A 17,318-nucleotide genomic window follows, 5' to 3' on the forward strand; every position below is an offset into this window, starting at 1 on the left:
GCCGATGGGCGCCGGCCGCCTGTCAGTCGCGGGCTGCCGGCGGGGCCACCGAGTCCCGCCGGACCAGCTCGTGGGCGACCACGTGGTCGACCACCATGTGCACGTCCTTCTCGCGGCGGCTGATCGCGCGCACCAGGATGTCCATGGCCGAGTCGGCCATCGAGGCGATGGGCTGGCGCACCGTGCTCAGTTCCGGCCATACCGTGGTGGCGGCGGAGGTGTCGTCGTAGCCGACCACCGACAGGTCGCGCGGCACGTCCAGGCCGCGGCGGTGCGCGACCGAGACCACGGCGGCGGCCATGTCGTCGTTGCTGGCGAAGATCGCGGTCGGCGGCTTCTTGCGCGCCAGCAGCTTCTCCGCCGCCTCCAGGCCGGAGCGGTAGGTGAAGTAGCCCTGCTGGACCATGCCGGCGTCCAGGCTGATGCCGGCCGCGGCCAGCGCCGCCTGGAAACCCTCGAAGCGCCGCGCGCTGGCGGTCTGGTTGGGATGGCCCTTGATGAAGCCGATCCGGGTATGGCCCAGGCCGAGCAGGTATTCGGTGATCTCGCGGCTGGCGCGGAAATCGTCGATGCGCACGTGCGAGACGTCGTCGCCGAAGCGCGCCGAGGCCAGCGCCACCACCGGCACGTCGGCGCCGACCAGTTCCGAGACCACGGCCTTGGATTCGCACAGCGGCGGCGGCAGCAGCACGCCGGCGACGCTGCGCGCCAGGGTGCGGGCGGCGGCGCGCTCGGCCTCGGCGTTGAGGCCGTCCCAGCTGTCGACCACCAGCTGCACCGCGGTGCGCGCGGCGCCGCGCAGGGCGCCGACCAGCAGCTCGCTGAGGTAGGCGCCGGACGGGTTGGTGTAGATCAGCGCGATCCGCGTGCCCTGCGCCGCGGCCAGCGAGCGCGCCGCCAGGTTCGGCGTGTAGCCCAGTTCGCGCACCGCGCGCATCACCTGCTCGCGGGTCTCCGGGCGCACGTTGGCGTTGCCGTTGATCACCCGCGACACGGTCATCGGCGAGACCTCGGCCGCCGCGGCCACCTCGTGGATGGTTACCGCGCGTCCCTTGCGGCGTGCGGACTTGCTGCTGGTGGCCAATGGCGTTCCCTCCCCATGGACTGCGGCCCTGCCGCGCTCTGTGGTTCCCGCCCGCGCCCGGCCCGGGTGCGGGCACGGGCCATGGCCCGCGACAACCGGAAGTAGAAGAGTGATATCGATAGCACGATCCGCGTCTGCAAAACATCCCGCGCGTCCCGGCCTGCTGGGGCTACTGGCGCTGCTGCTGACCTGGCTGCTGGCGCTGCCGGCCGCGGCCGAGGACGGCTATGACCTGTGGCTGCGCTACCGGCCACTGCCGGCGCCGGTGCTCAAGCAGTACCGCGACCAGGGCACGCAGCTGGTGGCCCCGGCGGACACCGCGACCCAGCGCGCCGCCCGTGACGAACTGGTGCGCGGCCTGTCCGGCCTGCTCGGGCGCGCGCCGGCGCTGGCCGCGCAGGCCCGGCGCGACGGCGCGATCGTGGTCGGCACCCCGGCCTCGCTGCCACAGCTGGCGGCGCTCCAGGGCGAACTGGAAGGCCTGGGCGAGGAGGGCTACCTGATCCGCAGCACCCGCATCGACGGGCGCGCGGCCACGGTGGTGGCGGCCAACACCGACATGGGCGCGCTGTACGGCAGTTTCCACCTGCTGCGCCTGGTGCAGACCGGGCAGCCGCTGGCCGGGCTGGACCTGCGCGAGGCGCCGAAGGTGAAGGTGCGCGTGCTCAACCACTGGGACAACCTGGACCGCTACGTCGAGCGCGGCTATGCCGGCGAATCGATCTGGGACTGGCACAAGCTGCCGGACTGGCTGGACCCGCGCTACACCGACTACGCCCGCGCCAATGCCTCGGTCGGCATCAACGGCACGGTGCTCAACAACGTCAATACCAGCGCGCTCGCATTGACACCGATGTACCTGGAGAAGGCGGCGGCCCTGGCCTCGGTGTTCCGCCCGTACGGCATCAAGGTCTACCTCAGCGCCCGCTTCAGTGCGCCGATCGAGATCGGCGGCCTTGCGACCGCCGATCCGCTGGATCCGGCCGTGCGCCAGTGGTGGAAGGACAAGGCCGACGAGATCTACCGCACCATCCCCGACTTCGGCGGCTTCCTGGTCAAGGCCAATTCCGAGGGCCAGCCCGGCCCGCAGGACTACGGCCGCAGCCATGCCGACGGCGCCAACATGCTGGCCGAGGCCCTGGCCCCGCACGGCGGCATCGTGATGTGGCGCGCGTTCGTGTACTCGCACGAGGAACCTGACGACCGCCACAAGCAGGCCTACAACGAGTTCGTGCCGCACGACGGGCGGTTCGCCGACAACGTACTGGTGCAGGTGAAGAACGGCGCGATCGACTTCCAGCCGCGCGAGCCGTTCCATCCGCTGTTCGGCGCCATGCCCAGGACGCCGCTGATGATGGAGTTCCAGATCACCAAGGAGTACCTGGGCTTCGCCACCCACCTGGTGTACCTGGGCCCGCTGTACGAGGAAGCGCTGCGCGCCGATACCCATGCGCGCGGCCCCGGTTCGACCGTGGCGAAGATCGTGGACGGCTCGCTGGAGGGGCACGCGCTGACCGGCATGGCCGGCGTGGCCAACATCGGCGTGGACCGCAACTGGAGCGGCTCGCACTTCGACCAGGCCAACTGGTACGTGTTCGGGCGCATGGCCTGGGACCCGCACGCCGGCGCCGAGGACATCGCCCGCGACTGGGCGCGCATGACCTTCTCCACCGACCCGGCCGTGGTCGAGCCGGTGGTGTCGATGATGATGGGCTCGCACCAGGCGGTGGTCGACTACATGACCCCGCTGGGCCTGCACCACCTGATGGGCCGCGGCCACCACTACGGCCCGGGTCCGTGGGTCGAGGGCGGTCCGCGCGCGGACTGGACCTCGGTCTACTACCACCGCGCCGACGCGCGCGGCATCGGCTTCGACCGCACCGCCAGCGGCAGCAACGCCGTGGGCCAGTACGCGCCGCCGGTGGCAGCGCAGTTCGGCAACCTCGACACCGTGCCGGAAGAGTTCCTGCTGTGGTTCCACCACGTGCCCTGGGACCACCGCATGGCCTCCGGCCGCAGCCTGTGGGACGAGCTGGTGCTGCGCTACGACCGCGGCGTGGACTACGTGCGCGGCATGCGCCGTACCTGGGCCGCGCTGGAGGGCAAGGTCGATACCGAGCGGCACCACCAGGTCGCGGTGTTCCTCGGCATCCAGGAAAAGGAAGCAAAGTGGTGGCGCGACGCCAGCATCGCCTACTTCCAGACCTTCTCGCAGCGCCCGCTGCCGGAAGGCGCGGCGCCGCCGCCGCACGACCTGGAGTACTACAAGTCCCTGCAGTTCCCGTACGCACCCGGAGACGGCAAGTGAGCCCAACCAAGCTGATCCATCTGGCCGCCGCGCTGGGCCTGGCCCTGGCGCCGCTGGCCCAGGCCCAGGCCCAGGACACCACCACGCCGGCCGCCCCGCTGCTGCATTCGCTGTTCCAGGACCACGCCGTGCTGCAGCGCGACCAGCCGCTGCGGGTGTGGGGCCGCGCCGAGCCCGGCGAGCAGGTGAAGGTGGAGATCGCCGGCAAGCGCGCGCGCGTGCGCGCCGGCGCCGATGGTCACTGGGAAGCGAGCCTGCCGGCGCTCAAGGCCGGCGGCCCGTACGTGCTCACCGCCCAGGCCGGCCAGGCCCGCCAGGTGGTGTCGGACGTGATGGTCGGCGACGTGTGGCTGTGCTCGGGGCAGTCGAACATGGAGCTGCAGGTGTGGCGCTCGCTGGACGCGCGCGCCGAGATCGCCGGCGCCGGCAACGACCGCATCCGCCTGCTGACCGTGCCGCAGGTGGCGCAGGTGGAACCGCAGCGCGGGTTCAGCGAGCCGGTGGCGTGGAAGCCGGTGGATCCGGATTCCGTGCGCGACTTCTCCGCGGCCTGCTACTTCTTCGCCCGCGAGCTGCAGAAGACCGTGGACGTGCCCATGGGCCTGGTCAACGCCGCCTGGGGCGGCTCGCGCATCCAGGCCTGGACCAGCGCACGGCAGCTGCGCACCCTCGGCCGCTACGACGCCGAACTGGACGTGCTGGAGCGTTACGCGCGCGATCCGATGGAGGCGGTCGGGGCCTGGGGCGAGCTGTGGCAGGGCTGGTGGTCGGGCCGCCCGGGCGTGGCCGCCGACGACCGCCCATGGGCGCCGGGCACGCCGGCCGGGCAGTGGCGCCCGGCGCCTGCCCAGCTCGGCGCCTGGGAGAAGTGGGGCGTACCGGAACTGGAAGCCTTCGACGGCATGGTCTGGTACCGCACCACGGTGGAGCTGAGCGCCGAACAGGCCGCGCAGGACGCGGTGCTGGCGCTGGGCCCGGCCGACGAGATCGACACCACCTGGGTCAACGGCCGCGCCGTCGGCAGCACCTACGGCGCCGGCGGCGGCCGCGAGTACCGCCTGCCGCCGGGACTGCTGCAGGCCGGCACCAACACCGTGGTGGTCAACGTGCTGGACACGTACCGCGACGGCGGCCTGGCCGGCCCGGCCGAGGCACACGCGCTGGTGTTGGCCGACGGCACCCGGGTGCCGCTGGCCGGCGGCTGGCAGTACCGCGTGGTCCCGCCGGAGCTGGGCACGCCGCCGCGCGCACCGTGGCAGAGCGCCGCCGGCCTGTCCACGCTGTACAACGGCATGATCGCCCCGCTGGGCGGCTATGGCCTGCGTGGCGCGCTGTGGTACCAGGGCGAGTCCAACACCTTCGAGCACGCCATCTACGCCGACCTGCTGCGCGCCCTGCGCAGCGACTGGCGCCGCCAGTTCGGCGCGAAGCTGCCGCTGATGATCGTGCAGCTGCCCAACTTCGGCACCCCGCCGACCGCGCCGGGCGAGAGCGACTGGGCGAACATGCGCCAGGCGCAGAAGCAGGTGGCGGACGAGGACCCGGGCACCGGCCTGGTGGTCACCATCGACATCGGCGACCGCTACGACATCCACCCCACCAACAAGCAGGAGCTCGGCCGCCGCCTGGCCCGCGCCATGCGCCATCTGGCCTACGGCGAGAAGCTGGCGCCGGCCGGCCCGGTGCCGGAGTCCGCCAGCCGCAACGGCGACGCCATCGTGGTGTCCTTCGCCCAGGTCAGCGGCAAGCTGGCCGCGTACGGTGCCGAAGGCCCGATCGGCTTCGAGGTCTGCGGCAGCGGACCCGGCTCCTGCCGCTGGGCCAGCGCCGAGCTGTGGAACAACCGCGTGACCCTGCGCGCCCCCCGTGCGCACGAGGCCACGCGCGTGCGCTACTGCTGGGCCGACAGCCCGGTATGCACCCTCTACGACCGCGACGGCGGCGGTCCCGGCCTGCCGGCCGGTCCCTTCGAAATCGCCGTTTCCCCCATGCCCTACGACGACCACGCACGATGAGCAGCCAGATCCCCAGCGAAACCACCACCCACGGCTCGAAGAACGACCGCGAGATCGTCGATGCCAAGGTCATCGTCACCTGCCCGGGACGCAACTTCGTCACCCTGAAGGTCACCACCCGCTCGGGCGTGTACGGCCTGGGCGACGCCACCCTCAACGGCCGCGAGCTGGCCGTGGCCTCGTACCTGCAGGACCACGTGGTGCCCAACCTGATCGGCCGCGACGCCGGGCGCATCGAGGACATGTGGCAGTTCCTGTACCGCGGCGCGTACTGGCGCCGCGGCCCGGTCACGATGAGCGCGATCGCCGCGGTCGACGTGGCGCTGTGGGACATCCTCGGCAAGATGGCCGGGTTGCCGCTGTACCAGCTGCTGGGCGGGCGTTCGCGCGAGGGCGCGCTGGTGTACGGCCATGCCAACGGCCGCGACATCGCCGAGGCCTCCGACGCGGTGGGCCGCTTCATCGAGCAGGGCTTCCTCGCGGTGCGCGCGCAGTGCGGCGTGCCGGGCGTGAAGAAGGCCTACGGCGTGTCCTCCGGCCGCGCCTACGAGCCGGCCGAGAGCGAGCTGCCGGCCGAGACCGTGTGGAACACCCCGCGCTACCTGGAAGTGGCACCCAGGCTGTTCGAGCAGCTGCGCCGCGACCACGGCCCGGACGTGGAACTGCTGCACGACGTGCACCACCGCCTGACCCCGATCGAGGCCGCGCGCCTGGCCAAGTCGCTCGAGCCCTACCGCCTGTTCTGGCTGGAGGATTCCACCCCGGCCGAGAACCAGAAGTCGTTCGAGCTGATCCGCAAGCACTCGGTCACCCCGCTGGCGGTGGGCGAGGTGTTCAACTCGATCTGGGACTGCAAGCACCTGATCGAGAACCAGCTGATCGACTACATCCGCACCACCATCGTCCACGGCGGCGGCATCACCCACATCCGCCGCCTGGCCGACTTCGCCGCGCTGCACCAGGTGCGCACCGGCTTCCACGGCGCCACCGACCTGTCGCCGGTGACCATGGGCGCGGCCCTGCACTTCGACACCTGGGTTCCGAACTTCGGCATCCAGGAGTACATGTTCCACACCGACGAGACCGACGCGGTGTTCCCGCACGACTACGTGCTGCGCAACGGCCGCCTGTACGTGGGCGACACCCCGGGCATCGGCGTGGACATCGACGAGAAGCTGGCGGCGAAGTACCCGTATTCGCCCAAGCAGCTGCCGATCGCGCGCCTGGAAGACGGCTCGATGTGGGACTGGTAAGGCACACAGGACAAAAAGGGAGCAGACCATGAGCAAGCGCAGCGCCGGCCGTCCCGGCACCCCCCTCCGCCTGATCGCCGCGGCCGTGGCCGCGCTGGCGCTGTCCGCCTGCGGCGGGCGCCAGGCCGGACCGGAGGCCGGCGCCCGGGCGGCGGAAGCGGCACCGGCGTACTTCGACTGGTTCGAGTACACCGGCCGCGACGCTGCGTTCGAGGCGCCGCTCCCGGAGGGCAGCTTCCGCAACCCGGTGCTGGCCGGCTTCCACTCCGATCCCAGCATCACCGCGGCCAACGGCAAGTTCTACCTGGTGGCCTCGACCTTCGCCTTCTTCCCCGGCATCCCGGTGTTCGAGAGCGAGGACCTGGTGCACTGGAAGCAGGTCGGCAACGCGATCCACCGCCCCGGCCAGCTGGACTTCGATGGCCTGGGCATGTCGCGCGGCGTGTTCGCCCCGGCGATCGAGTACCACGACGGCACCTTCTACGTGGTCAATACCTCGGTGGACGCCGGCGGCAACTTCTTCGTCACCGCCAAGGACCCGGCCGGCCCGTGGTCGGACCCGGTGTGGCTGCCGACCATCGGCGGCATCGACCCGTCGCTGTTCTTCGATGACGACGGCAAGCTCTACATCCTCAACAACGACGAGCCGGAAGGCCCGGCGCGCTACGACGGCCACCGCGCGATCTGGCTGCAGGAGATCGACATCGCCAGCGGCAAGCCGTTCGGCCCGCGCAAGGTGCTGATCGACGGCGGGGTGAAGCCGGAGGAGAACCCGATCTGGATCGAGGGGCCGCACATCTACAAGGTCGACGGCTGGTACTACCTCAGCTGCGCCGAGGGCGGCACCGGCCCGCAGCACTCGCAGGTGGTGCTGCGCAGCCGCGACGTGTGGGGCCCGTACCAGCCGTACCCGGGCAACCCGATCCTGACCCAGCGCGAGCTCGATCCGGAGCGTCCGCTGCCGGTCACCAACGCCGGCCACGCCGACCTGGTCCAGGGCCCGGACGGCAGCTGGTGGGCCACCTTCCTGGCCAGCCGCAACTACGGCCGCGACCACTACAACACCGGACGCGAGGCGTTCCTGCTGCCGGTGCAGTGGAAGGACGGCTGGCCGCGGATCCTGGAGCCGAACAAGGAAATCCCGTACGTGCTGCCGGGGCCGTCATTCATGAAGAAGCCGGCCGACCAGGCGCCGATGAGCGGCAATTTCACCTGGCGCGACGAGTTCGACACGGTCGGGCTGGGCCAGGGCTGGATGACCCCGCGGGTGCCGAAGACGCAGTGGTACGACGGCAGCTCGCGCCCGGGCTGGCTGGCCATCCACCCGCTGCCCGAACGCCTGGACGCCAAGACCAACATGGCCTTCTACGCCCGCCGCCAGCAGCACCTGGTGTTCGAGGCCAGCACCGCGCTTGAGCTGCCGGCGCCGGGCGTGGCCGCTGGCCTGGCCGCGTTCCAGGGCGACGACCACTGGTACTTCCTTGGCGTGCGCCGCGGCGGCCAGGGCGCGGAGGTGTTCCTGGAGAAGAAGGCCGGCGGCGGGGTCGAGGTGGTGGCGCGCCAGCCGGCGTCCGTGGAAACGGAACTGCTGACCCTGCACATCGAGGGCAACGAGGGCCGCTACGGCTTCGGCTTCGATGCCGGCGACGGCCGCGGCGTGCAGTGGCTGGTGCGCGATGCCGACGGCACCATCCTCAGCACCGACGTGGCCGGTGGCTTCATCGGCGCCACCCTGGGCCCGCACGCGCGCCTGGAAACCGCGCGCTGAGGTCCCGTAGCACCCATCCCCGAACCTGAGAGGAGCGAGTCATGGACGCCAACAACGCAACCGCCCGCTACGCCCCCGCCCGCGGCCGCCTGCGCCGCCGCATGCTTGCCCGCGGCTGCGCGCTCGCCCTGCTGGCGGCGCTGCCCGGCGTCCAGGCCCAGCCCGACGAGGCGCGGCCGTGGCTGGACACCTCGCTGGGCTTCGAGGAGCGCGCCGCCGCGCTGGTCTCGCGGATGACGCTGGAGGAAAAGGCCGCGCAGATGCAGAACGACGCCCCGGCGATCGAGCGCCTGGGCGTGCCGCAGTACGACTGGTGGAACGAGGCCCTGCACGGCGTCGCCCGCGCCGGCGGGGCCACCGTGTTCCCGCAGGCCATCGGCATGGCGGCGAGCTTCGACGTGCCGCTGATGGACCAGGTGGCGGCGGCGATCAGCGACGAGGCCCGCGCCAAGCACCACGAGTTCCTGCGCAAGGGCGAGCGCGGCCGCTACCAGGGCCTGACCTTCTGGTCGCCCAACATCAACATCTTCCGCGACCCGCGCTGGGGCCGCGGCCAGGAGACCTACGGCGAGGATCCGTTCCTGACCGCGCGCATGGGCGTGTCCTTCGTGCGCGGCCTGCAGGGCATGGACCCGGAGACCGGGCAGCCGCTGGATCCGAAGTACCGCAAGCTCGACGCCACCGCCAAGCACTTCGCCGTGCACAGCGGCCCGGAGGCCGACCGCCACACCTTCGACGTGCATCCGACCAGGCAGGACCTGTACGACACCTACCTGCCGGCGTTCGAGGCCCTGGTGAAGGAAGCCGACGTTTACGCGGTGATGGGCGCCTACAACCGCGTCTACGGCGAGTCGGCCAGCGCCAGCCGCTTCCTGCTGCGCGACCTGCTGCGCCAGCAGTGGGGTTTCGACGGCTACGTGATGTCCGACTGCTGGGCGATCGTGGACATCTGGAAGAACCACAGGATCGTGGAGACGCCCGAGGAAGCGGCCGCGCTGGCGGTGAAGAACGGCACCGAACTGAACTGCGGCAGCACCTACGCCCAGAACCTGCCGGTGGCGGTGCGCAAGGGCCTGATCAGCGAGGCCGAACTGGACGACGCCCTGACCCGGCTGTTCGTGGCGCGCATGCAGCTGGGCATGTTCGACCCGCCGGAGCAGGTGCGCTGGGCGCAGATCCCGTACTCGGTGAACCAATCGGGCAAGCATGATGCGCTGGCGCGGAAGATGGCACAGGAATCGCTGGTGCTGCTGAAGAACGACGGCATCCTGCCGCTGCCGAAGGACATCCGCCGCCTGGCCGTGGTCGGCCCCACCGCCGACGACACCATGGCCCTGCTGGGCAACTACTACGGCACCCCGGCCGACCCGGTGACCATCCTGCGCGGCATCCAGGAGGCGGTGCCGGGCGTGGAGGTGGTGTACGCGCGCGGCGTGGACCTGGTCGAAGGCCGCGACGACCCGGCGGCGACCCCGCTGATCGAGCCGCAGTACCTGCGCCCGGCGCCGGGCTCCAACGAGCGCGGCCTGCGCGGCGAGTACTTCCGCAACAAGGACCTGTCCGGGCAGCCGGTGCTGGTGCGCGTGGACCCGCAGATCGCGTTCCGCTGGGACCGCGGCTCGCCCACCGACAACCTGATGGCCCGAGGCGAGGCCGGCCCGGACAACGCCGTGCCCAACGACGGCTTCAGCATCCGCTGGAGCGGGCAGCTGCTGCCACCGGTGAGCGGCCGCTACCGGATCGAGGCCGCGGCCAACGACGGCATGCGCCTGTACCTGGACGGCAAGCTGGTGCTGGACCACTGGGAGGACGCCGAGCGCCTGCGCGCCGACAGCGTGAGCCTGGACCTGGAAGGCGGTCGCGCCTACGACATCCGCCTGGAGTACTACGAGAACGAGCGCGACGCCGCGGTGCGGCTGGCCTGGGAGCGCCCCGGCGCGCAGCCGCCGTTCGAGCAGGCGCTGGAGGCGGCGCGCAGCGCCGACGCGGTGGTGTTCGTCGGCGGCCTGACCGGCGACGTGGAAGGCGAGGAGATGAAGGTCGACTACCCGGGCTTTGCCGGCGGCGACCGCACCGACATCCGCCTGCCTTCGACCCAGCAGAAGCTGCTGGAGGCGCTGCACGCCACCGGCAAGCCGGTGGTGGCGGTGCTGACCACCGGCTCGGCCCTGGGCATCGACTGGGCCAAGCAGAACCTGCCGGCGATCCTGCTGGCCTGGTACCCGGGCCAGCGCGGAGGCAACGCCGTGGCCGACGTGCTGTTCGGCGACTACAACCCGGCCGGGCGCCTGCCGGTGACCTTCTACAGCGCCGACGAGCAGCTGCCGCCGTTCGACGACTACTCGATGAAGGGCCGCACCTACCGTTACTTCACCGGCAAGCCGCTGTTCCCGTTCGGCCATGGCCTGTCCTACACGCGCTTCGGCTATTCGGCGCTGAAGCTGGATCGCAAGCGTGCTAGCGCGACCGACGAGGTCGCGGTCAGCGTCACCGTGAAGAACGAGGGCAAGCGCGCCGGCGACGAGGTGGTGCAGCTGTACCTGGCGCCGCTGCAGCCGCGGCGCGAGCGCGCGCTGAAGGAGCTGCGCGGCTTCCAGCGCGTGCACCTGCAGCCGGGCGAGTCGCGCACGGTCAGCTTCAGCATCGTGCCCGAGCGCGACCTGCGCGTGTACGACGAGGCCGCCGGCCGTTACGTGGTCGACCCGGGCCGCTACGAAGTGCAGGTCGGTGCCTCCAGCGCCGACATCCGCATGCGCGCGCCGCTGGAGGTGGTCGCGCGCTGATGGCTCGTGCCCGCCGCCTGTTCTCTCCGCTGGCGGCGGGCGCCAGGCGGCCGGGCCGGCTTCCCTGCCGGGACCGGCCCCGCCGCCCCCCTTTCCCCGCGCATGGCCCGGCCATGCGCGTTCCCCTCCCCACCGGCAAGCAGATGAGTTCCACCCACACCCCACGCCTTTCCAGCGCCGCGCTAGCGCGGCTCCCGGCCGGCATCGCCGTCCCCGCCTACGACCGCGCCGCCACCCGCATCGGCATCGTCCACTTCGGTCCCGGCGCCTTCCATCGCGCCCACCAGGCGGTGTACCTGGACGACCTGCTGGCCTTGGATCCGGCGTGGGCGATCAGCGCGGTGTCGTTGCACAGCGCCAGCGTGCGCGATGCGCTGGCGCCGCAGGACGGCCTGTACACCCTGGTGTTGCTGGGCGAACAGCCGGCGCTGCGGGTGGTCGGTTCGATCCGCGAGGTGTTGTGCGCGCCGCAGCAGCGCGAGGCGGTGGCCGCGCGCCTGGCCGATCCCGACGTGCGCCTGGTGACCCTGACCATCACCGAGAAGGGCTATTGCCTGTCCGCCGACGGCGTGGATGCCGCGCATCCGGACATCGCCCACGACCTCGCCAACCCGCAGGCGCCCGTGTCCGCCATCGGCTGGCTGGTCGAGGGCCTGCGCCTGCGCCGCGCGCGCGGCCTGCCGGCCTATACCGTGCTCAGCTGCGACAACCTGGCCGACAACGGCGGCCGCCTGCGCCGCGCGGTGTTCGATTACGCCGGTCGCGTCGATGCGGAGCTGGCGGAGTGGATCGCACGCGAGGTCGCCTTCCCGCGCTCGATGGTCGACAGCATCACCCCGGCCACCGACGACGGCGTGCGCGCGCAGGTGCAGTCCGCGCTGGGCGTGGCCGACGCCTGGCCGGTGCAGCGCGAGCCGTACACACAGTGGGTGGTGGAGGACGATTTCCGCAACGGCCGCCCGCCGCTGGAACGCGCCGGCGTGGTGATGAGCGGCGACATCGCCGGCTACGACCGCGCCAAGCTGCGCCTGCTCAACGCCCCGCATTCGGCGCTGGCCTACCTCGGTTCGCTGATGGAGCTGGAAAGCGTGGCCGAGGCCATGCGCGATCCGGTGCTGGCGGGCTTCGTCGAGCGGCTGATGCGCCAGGACATCGTGCCTTCGCTGCAGCGGCCGGAGGGCTTCGATCCGGAGGCCTATGTTGGCGCCATCCTCGCGCGCTTCCGCAACCCGGCCATCCGCCACCTGCTGGCGCAGATCGCCTGGGACGGCTCGCAGAAGATCCCGGTGCGCCTGCTGGGCACCATCGCCGATGCGCTGGCCGCCGGCCGGCCGATCGACCGCCTGTGCCTGCCGGTGGCCGGCTGGCTGCAGTTCGTGCGCCGCCAGGCGGCCCGCGATGTGGCGATCGTCGATCCGCTGGCGGAGACGCTGGCGCAGATCGGCAAGGCATGCACGGGCGATGTTGCCCGGGACGTGAACGCGTTCCTCGCGCTGGACGGCGTGTTCGGTACGCTGGCGGGCGACGCGCGTTTCGCCGCCGTGCTGGGCGAGGCCTACGCCGCGCTCGATCCGGCCACGCCGGAAGCGGTGCGCCTGGCGCTGGCGGCAGCCTAGCCGGATCCGCTCCCCCCAACCGTCGAACAGTGGAGTGCCCATGACCGCAAGCCTTACCCGCCACGCCACCGCCGACGGCCCCCGCTGGGCCCTGGACGGCCGCTACCTGCCCGCGGGCTTCAGCCTCGCCGCCTGGCTGGCGTTGCCGGCGCCGGCGGCGCAGGCGGCGCTGCACGATGCCGCCACCGGCGAAGCCGCCGACGGCCCGCTGCTGGCGCCGATCGAGGATGCCCAGGAAGCCTGGGCCAGCGGCGTCACCTACCTCAGCAGCCGCATGGCGCGCGAGGCCGAGTCGCAAAGCGCGGACGTGTACCAGAAGGTCTACGCCGCGCCGCGTCCGGAACTGTTCTTCAAGGCCGCCGGCTGGCGTACCGTCGGCCATGGCCAGCCGATCCGGGTGCGCGGCGACAGCCACTGGAACGTGCCCGAGCCGGAACTGGTGCTGCTGCTCGACGCCGACGGCGCGATCCGCGGCTACAGCGTGGGCAACGACGTGTCCTCGCGCAGCATCGAGGGCGAGAACCCGCTGTACCTGCCGCAGGCCAAGGTCTACGACGGTTCCTGCGCGATCGGCCCGGCGCTCCGCCTGTGCCCGGCCGCGGCCATGACCGACCTGGCGATCGGCCTGCAGATCCTGCGCGGCGGCGCGGTCGCCTTCTCCGGCCAGACCCGCACCTCGCAGATCAAGCGCGGCCTGGACGAGCTGGCCGGCTACCTGTTCCGCGAACTGTCCTTCCCGTTCGGCGCCTTCCTGTTCACCGGCACCGGCATCGTGCCGGACGAATCCTTCACCCTGCAGTCCGGCGACGTGGTACGCATCGAGATCGACGGCCTGGTCCTGGAGAACCCCGTGCAATGAGCAAGTCCAACCTGCAACCCATCCTGCTCGACGGCCGCTGGGTCGCGGCCAACGCGCCCACCGGCAGCTTCCGTGCCTTCGACCCCTCGCAGAAGCTTGAGATCGACAGCCACGACTTCCCCGTCTCCGGCTGGGAAGACCTCGACGCCATGCTCGAAGCCGGCAAGCGCGCCGCGGCCGAACTGGCGCGCCTGCCCGGCGAGCGCATCGCCCAGTTCCTGGAGGCTTTCGCCGCCGGGATCGAGGCGCGCGCCGAGGCGCTGATCGAGTCCGCGCACCGCGAGACCGGCCTGCCGGTGGAGCCGCGCCTGCGCAAGGCCGAGCTGCCGCGCACCACCGGCCAGCTGCGCCAGGCCGCGCAGGCCGCGCGCGACGGCAGCTGGGCGCGGCCAACCATCGACACCGCCAACAACCTGCGCTCCATGCATGCCCCGCTCGGCGGCCCGGTGGTGGTGTTCGGCCCCAACAACTTCCCGTTCGCGTTCAACGGCGTGTCCGGCGGCGACTTCGCCGCGGCCATTGCCGCGGGCAACCCGGTGATCGCCAAGGCGCATCCGGCGCATCCGCATACCTCGCTGCTGCTGGCCCAGGCCGCGGCCGAGGCGGTGCAGGCCAGCGGCCTGCCCTCGGGCACGGTGCAGATGTTCTTCCACACCTCCAACGAGCTGGGCCTGCGCCTGGTCACCGACCCGCGCACCGCGGCCATTGCCTTCACCGGCAGCCGCCCGGCGGGCATGGCGATCAAGGCCGCGGCCGATGCCGCGGGCAAGCCGGCCTACCTGGAGATGTCCTCGGTCAACCCGGTGTTCATCCTCGCCGGCGCCCTGCGCGAGCGCGGTGCGGCGATCGCCGCCGAACTGGCCAGCTCCTGCGCCATGGGTGCCGGCCAGTTCTGCACCCGCCCGGGCATCGCCGTGCTGCCGCCGGGCGAGCACACCGACGCCTTCGTCCAGGAACTGCAGCGGCTGACCGCAGCCACGCCGGCCGGCGTGCTGCTGACCCCGCGCGCGCCGGAAGCCGTGGCCGAGGCGGTGGCCGCGCTGCGCGCCGCCGGCGCCGAACTGCTGGCCGGCGGCGGCATCGCCGAGGAAGCGGCCGGCTACGCCTTCCAGCCGACCCTGCTGCGGGTATCCGGCAAGCGCTTCCTCGAGGCGCCGCACGAGCTGCAGAACGAGGCCTTCGGCCAGGTCTGCCTGCTGGTGCTGGCCGAGTCGGAAGAGCAGATGCTGCAGGTCGCGCATGCGCTGGAGGGCAACCTGACCGGTACCATCTACAGCGACACCGCCGGCTCGGACGATGCGCAGTACGACGTGATCGCGCCGGTGCTGCGCACCCGCGTCGGCCGCCTGATCAACGACCGCATGCCCACCGGCGTGGCGGTGTCGCCGGCGCAGAACCACGGCGGCCCGTATCCGGCCACCGGCCACCCGGCGTTCACCGCGGTCGGCATCCCGGCCTCGCTGCTGCGCTTCTCCGCGTTGCACAGCTACGACAACGTGCGCCCGCACCGGCTGCCGCCGGCGCTGCGCGATGCCAATCCCACCGGCACCCTGTGGCGCCTGGTGGATGGCAAGTGGACCACCGCCGACGCATGAGGTGAACGATGCAGGCTGATGCCCTCGACGCGATCCTCGGCGACGGAACCGCCCTGGCGGAAACCCGTACCTCCGGCGAGGGTCCGCCCGGGCGCCTGCCGATCGACGATACGATGCTGCGCCAGGCGCCCAGCGGGCACCTGTTCGGCATGACCCAGAATGCCGGCATGGGCTGGCGCGCCAGCGAGATCGCGCGCGATCCGTACCTGATCGTCAGCACCCAGGGTGGCCTGCGTGCCGGGGACGGCCAGCCGGTCGCGCTCGGCCTGCATACCGGCCACTGGGAGATCGACCGCCTGGTGCGCGCGGCCGCGGAGACGTTCGCGGCCAACGGCGGCCTGCCGTTCTCGGTGATGTGCTCGGATCCGTGCGACGGCCGCACCCAGGGCACGACCGGCATGTTCGACAGCCTGCCGTACCGCAATGACGCGGCGATGACCATGCGCCGCCTGGTGCGCTCGCTGCCCACGCGTCGCGGCGTGCTGGGCATCGCCACCTGCGACAAGGGCCTGCCGGCAATGATGCTGGCCCTGGCCGGCTGCGGCGACCTGCCCGGCGTGATCGTGCCCGGCGGCGTGACCCTGCCGGCGCGCGGTGCCGAGGACACGGCCAAGGTGCAGACCATCGGCGCGCGCTATGCGCACGGGCTGATCGACCTGGAACACGCCGCGGCCATGGGCTGCCGTGCCTGCGGCTCGCCGGGTGGCGGCTGCCAGTTCCTCGGCACCGCCGCGACCTCGCAGGTGATCGCCGAGGCGCTGGGCATGGCCCTGCCACACAGCGCGCTGGCGCCTTCCGGCGAGCCGGTATGGCTGGACATGGCGCGGCGCTCGGCGCTGGCCCTGATGCGGCTGGCCCAGGCCGGCACGCCGCTGTCGGCCATCCTCACCCGCAAGGCGGTGGAGAACGCGCTGCTGGTGCATGCGGCCTTCGGCGGGTCCACCAACCTGCTGCTGCACGTGCCGGCGATCGCGCGTGCCGCCGGACTTGCCGCACCCACGGTGGCCGACTGGACCGCGGCCAATCGCGCCACGCCGCGCCTGGTCGACGCGCTGCCCAACGGCCCGCGCCACCATCCCACGGTGCAGGTGTTCATGGCCGGCGGCGTGCCCGAGGTGATGCTGCACCTGCGCGACATGGGACTGCTGCACCTGGACATCCCCACGGTCAGCGGCCGCACCGTCGGCGAGAACCTGGAATGGTGGGAGCACAGCCAGGCACGCCGCATCGCGCGGCAGCGGCTGCGCGAGCTGGATGGCGTCGATCCCGGCAACGTGATCATGGGCCCGGATGCGGCCCGCGCCGCCGGGTTGACATCTGCACTGGTGTTCCCGGTCGGCAACCTCGCGCCGGATGGCTCGGTGATCAAGGCCACCTCGATCGATCCTTCCGTGGTCGACGCGGACAACGTCTACCGCCACACCGGCAGGGCGCGGGTGTTCGCCAGCGAGCACGAGGCCATCGCCGCGATCAAGGCCAGGGGCGAGGGCGCGGTGGTGGCCGGTGACGTCGTCGTGCTGGCCGGCTGCGGTCCGGCGGGTACCGGGATGGAGGAGACCTACCAGCTCACCTCCGCGCTCAAGTACCTGCCCTGGGGCAAGCACGTGCCGGTGCTGACCGATGCGCGTTTCTCCGGCGTTTCCACCGGCGCCTGCATCGGCCATGTTGGGCCGGAGGCGCTGGCCGGCGGACCGATCGGTCGCCTGCGCGATGGCGACCTGGTGCGGATCGTGATCGACCGCAACACGCTGCAGGGGAGCATCGACTTCATCGGCACCGACCAGGCGAACGCGCTGTCGCCGGAGGAAGGCGCGAAGGTGCTGGCCTCGCGCCCGGTGCATCCGGCCATCGCGCCGCATCCGAAGCTGCCGGCCGACACCCGGCTATGGGCCGCGCTGCAGGAAGCCAGCGGCGGGACCTGGGGCGGTTGCGTCTACGACGTGGACGCCATCGTCGAGACCCTGCGCGCCGGCCGCGAGGCGCTGGCGCAGCGCCGCGCGGCAACGGAGGGCTGATCCCGCGCGCCCGCACGAACCG

The 17,318-nt window shown here is 72.1% G+C and carries 10 protein-coding genes; 9 read left to right on the plus strand and 1 reads right to left on the minus strand.

What is annotated here, in order from left to right; translation table 11 throughout:
* Window positions 1-22 precede the first annotated feature (22 nt).
* Window positions 23-1,084, minus strand: a complete 1,062-nt coding sequence (locus EIM48_RS10065; RefSeq protein WP_125077204.1) for a LacI family DNA-binding transcriptional regulator — start codon at window positions 1,082-1,084, stop codon at window positions 23-25.
* A 172-nt stretch (window positions 1,085-1,256) separates the two neighbouring features.
* On the opposite strand from EIM48_RS10065, the gene EIM48_RS10070 reads away from it, so the two are divergent.
* The 9 genes from EIM48_RS10070 to EIM48_RS10110 all read left to right on the plus strand — a co-directional run bounded on the left by EIM48_RS10070 (window position 1,257) and on the right by EIM48_RS10110 (window position 17,296).
* Window positions 1,257-3,392 (plus strand): alpha-glucuronidase family glycosyl hydrolase, encoded by a 2,136-nt coding sequence (locus EIM48_RS10070; RefSeq protein ID WP_276312195.1) that lies wholly within the window; start codon window positions 1,257-1,259, stop codon window positions 3,390-3,392.
* On the plus strand, window positions 3,389-5,407 hold the full coding sequence (locus EIM48_RS10075) for a sialate O-acetylesterase (RefSeq protein WP_125111576.1): 2,019 nt from the start codon (window positions 3,389-3,391) through the stop codon (window positions 5,405-5,407). The genes EIM48_RS10070 and EIM48_RS10075 overlap by 4 nt, the downstream gene beginning before the upstream one ends.
* Entirely contained in the window at window positions 5,404-6,660 is a 1,257-nt protein-coding gene (gene manD / locus EIM48_RS10080; protein ID WP_125111577.1) for a D-mannonate dehydratase ManD, read from the plus strand. The genes EIM48_RS10075 and manD overlap by 4 nt, the downstream gene beginning before the upstream one ends.
* Window positions 6,661-6,688: 28 nt before the next feature.
* Window positions 6,689-8,428: a glycoside hydrolase family 43 protein gene (locus tag EIM48_RS10085; RefSeq protein WP_125111578.1), complete on the plus strand. Its 1,740-nt coding sequence runs from the start codon at window positions 6,689-6,691 to the stop codon at window positions 8,426-8,428.
* A 41-nt stretch (window positions 8,429-8,469) separates the two neighbouring features.
* Window positions 8,470-11,211: a glycoside hydrolase family 3 protein gene (locus EIM48_RS10090; RefSeq protein ID WP_028915251.1), complete on the plus strand. Its 2,742-nt coding sequence runs from the start codon at window positions 8,470-8,472 to the stop codon at window positions 11,209-11,211.
* 143 nt (window positions 11,212-11,354) lie between these two features.
* On the plus strand, window positions 11,355-12,827 hold the full coding sequence (locus EIM48_RS10095; protein WP_028915250.1) for a mannitol dehydrogenase family protein: 1,473 nt from the start codon (window positions 11,355-11,357) through the stop codon (window positions 12,825-12,827).
* 40 nt (window positions 12,828-12,867) lie between these two features.
* Complete coding sequence (locus EIM48_RS10100) at window positions 12,868-13,686, plus strand: fumarylacetoacetate hydrolase family protein (protein WP_019397921.1); 819 nt, start codon at window positions 12,868-12,870, stop codon at window positions 13,684-13,686.
* Window positions 13,683-15,281, plus strand: a complete 1,599-nt coding sequence (locus EIM48_RS10105) for an aldehyde dehydrogenase family protein (RefSeq protein WP_019397920.1) — start codon at window positions 13,683-13,685, stop codon at window positions 15,279-15,281. Before EIM48_RS10100 ends, EIM48_RS10105 begins: the two co-directional genes overlap by 4 nt.
* 8 nt (window positions 15,282-15,289) lie before the next feature.
* Window positions 15,290-17,296 carry a YjhG/YagF family D-xylonate dehydratase gene (locus EIM48_RS10110; RefSeq protein WP_125111579.1) on the plus strand — a complete coding sequence of 669 codons (2,007 nt, stop codon included), beginning with the start codon at window positions 15,290-15,292 and terminating at the stop codon, window positions 17,294-17,296.
* Window positions 17,297-17,318: the final 22 nt, after the last annotated feature.

It is taken from the genome of Pseudoxanthomonas sp. SGNA-20 (genome assembly GCF_003931635.1).
GTDB lineage: Bacteria > Pseudomonadota > Gammaproteobacteria > Xanthomonadales > Xanthomonadaceae > Pseudoxanthomonas.